The 2307-nt window shown below is 42.3% G+C and carries 4 protein-coding genes; 1 reads left to right on the plus strand and 3 read right to left on the minus strand.

The window, feature by feature from the left end:
• Positions 1-129: 129 nt before the first annotated feature.
• Positions 130-393: a hypothetical protein gene (locus tag BCT11_RS28265; protein ID WP_231896329.1), complete on the plus strand. Its 264-nt coding sequence runs from the start codon at positions 130-132 to the stop codon at positions 391-393.
• A 227-nt stretch (positions 394-620) separates the two neighbouring features.
• On the opposite strand, the gene BCT11_RS03605 is transcribed toward BCT11_RS28265, so the two are convergent.
• The 3 genes from BCT11_RS03605 to BCT11_RS03625 all read right to left on the minus strand — a co-directional run bounded on the left by BCT11_RS03605 (position 621) and on the right by BCT11_RS03625 (position 2208).
• Complete coding sequence (locus BCT11_RS03605; RefSeq protein ID WP_102387168.1) at positions 621-923, minus strand: type II toxin-antitoxin system RelE/ParE family toxin; 303 nt, start codon at positions 921-923, stop codon at positions 621-623.
• Entirely contained in the window at positions 911-1168 is a 258-nt protein-coding gene (locus BCT11_RS03610) for a type II toxin-antitoxin system Phd/YefM family antitoxin (RefSeq protein ID WP_005448240.1), read from the minus strand. Before BCT11_RS03610 ends, BCT11_RS03605 begins: the two co-directional genes overlap by 13 nt.
• Before the next feature lie 749 nt (positions 1169-1917).
• Positions 1918-2208: a hypothetical protein gene (locus BCT11_RS03625; RefSeq protein ID WP_025502380.1), complete on the minus strand. Its 291-nt coding sequence runs from the start codon at positions 2206-2208 to the stop codon at positions 1918-1920.
• Positions 2209-2307 lie beyond the last annotated feature (99 nt).

The raw sequence follows: 2307 nt of genomic DNA on the forward strand, positions 1-2307 counted from the left end.
ACAATTTTAAGCCGAACTAAACTTTGCGAACAACAAACTTTATGTGTTTTGATGCATTTAAGTCAGGCGTAGTTTCAAAGCGCCTACTCAATGAAACCACTTGGAACATAAAACGTCGTAGAAAACGGACTGACAACACCAACAAGCGCTTTTGGAAAACCAATCTCACAGTGCGGACTTTCAACCAAGTCACTGAAACCACGTGGAACTTACCACACCAGAGAAAACGTCATTTCAGCGAGTAAATCGGCTTTTGTACCGACAAACTCACCGAGCGGAGTTGCAACCAAAAACAGACTCTCGATTGCCCTGCTCTGTAAGCACCAAAGAACAAAACAACCGCTAGAACAGTTACAAAACTTTGGACTTAAAACAGCTAAAACTAAGTTCTGATGATCGAAGATTAATAGGTGTACCAAGCAAACAGCTGCTAAATATTAAGCTCAGAAACATGATTTTGATTGCTAGCTTTTTCTGGCGACTAACGCCCTGTTAAGGTGTGAGCAACGCAATACCAAAGCTCCCGCATACCACCTTAATCATTAAAACCAACGCATAGTAAAAATGCCACGCGTTGCGAATCACTCTTAAACAGTTTGTTAGCCGCTCATTCCCATAGGTTACTGCTTGCTCAATAGGAACTTACGCAACTCTCTCTCTGCACGCATAACAAACAGAATAAACACTTTGTCACCGTCTTGTTTATAGAAAACACGACATGGATTAACGACAACTTCACGATAACTTAAATGTTCTAGCTCGGGTGGAATACGACCTGACTCTGGGAAAGTTTGCAGGCGTTCGACTTTGGAGAAGATCGTTTGCACTAACTGCTTTGCAGCTACGATATTTTCAAGTGCGATGTATTCAGCGATATCGTTGAGGTCAGATAACGCTGGCTCAGTCCAGATTATTTCAGCCATTTTGACATTTTGTCCTTGGCTTCATCGTGACTCACCACTTTACCGTCAGCTAATGCACGTTCACCTCGTGCAATCCCCTCCAGAATCGCCAAGCGATTTTGCATAAACTCGTAATCATCAACATCAACCAGATATGCCGATGGCTTACCATGTTCAGTAATTAACACTGGTTCTTTGGTGTCGTGGAGATCGGCGAGGATCTTAGTTGCTTGACGTTTAAGTGATGTAACTAGTTCTACTTTCATGAGAGCTGCTCCAAAGGAATACTAAAGTGATACTATTCTATCACTTTGAGTATAGCAAGCTCCATGACGGCTAACGCCTTGCTAAGGTGTGAGTAACGCAATATAAAAGCTACCGCACAGCGCCTTAATCACCATAAGCCACCGCATAGTAAAAATGCCACGCGTTACGAATCACTCTTAAGCAATTTGTTAGTACATGCGCTACTTCTATTTATGCGCTCCAAGATATTGAAAAGTGGCATGATATGAAAGACTTTGAACACTGAAGTGAGACGGGCAGCTACAAAACTTTACCCCGATTGAAAGACGGAAGTTGGCTTGAAGAAAAACGCACTGAGCTGCCCTACTTTCGATGGATTCAAATTAGAAAAGGATTCGTTCCCCGCACTTCAACAGCTACACCAAAAGTAACCGAGGTTCTCTCAAAAGCCACCACAAAAATGAAGAAGCACCAATGAAATAGGCTAAGAGTTAGAAACCGTAAACGATGAAATCAAAGCGAACACTCCGCATATAGTGCCACCGGAAAGAACGTGAAAGGCACAAACTGAAAGGTGTAAAGACGAGCGCCAAAACAGATAAACACCAAAACTTATGACCTTTGATGTCAAACCCGTACTAACGCCCTGTTAAGGGGTGAGCAACGCAATACCGAAGCCGCAGCAAACCACCTTAATCACTAAAACTAACGCATAGTGAAAATGCCACGCGTTGCGAATCCCTCTTGAACAGTTTGTTATGTTTGTTGCCTAGTTTGATACCAAAGCTTTCAGCATACCCAACTGCTCATCAGAATTGAAAACTCCTTGCTCTAAAGCAGATGTAAATAACGGAACCCAATCTACAGCGTTTAGGTCAGCGGGACGCATAGCTTGTCTTCCATCTTTCCACCAAGCTAGACGAATCTCTTCTTGACCACCTTTAACAAAAATTCGCTCCAAACAAATTGAATTGTTTTCTTCTTTCTCCCAAGCACATGCGAGAACATAGCAATAATCAGTTGTTTTAAGAGCTAACTTTTTAGCTTCTTCCTCTGTCATTTTTCCTCCAAAGACATAACGCCCTGTTAAGGTGTGAGCAACGCAATATCGATGCTTCCGCATACCACCTTAAACACTAAAATCAACGCATAGTAAAAA

It is taken from the genome of Vibrio sp. 10N.222.52.B12 (genome assembly GCF_002875385.1).
In the GTDB taxonomy this organism is placed as follows: Bacteria; Pseudomonadota; Gammaproteobacteria; order Enterobacterales; family Vibrionaceae; genus Vibrio; species Vibrio jasicida.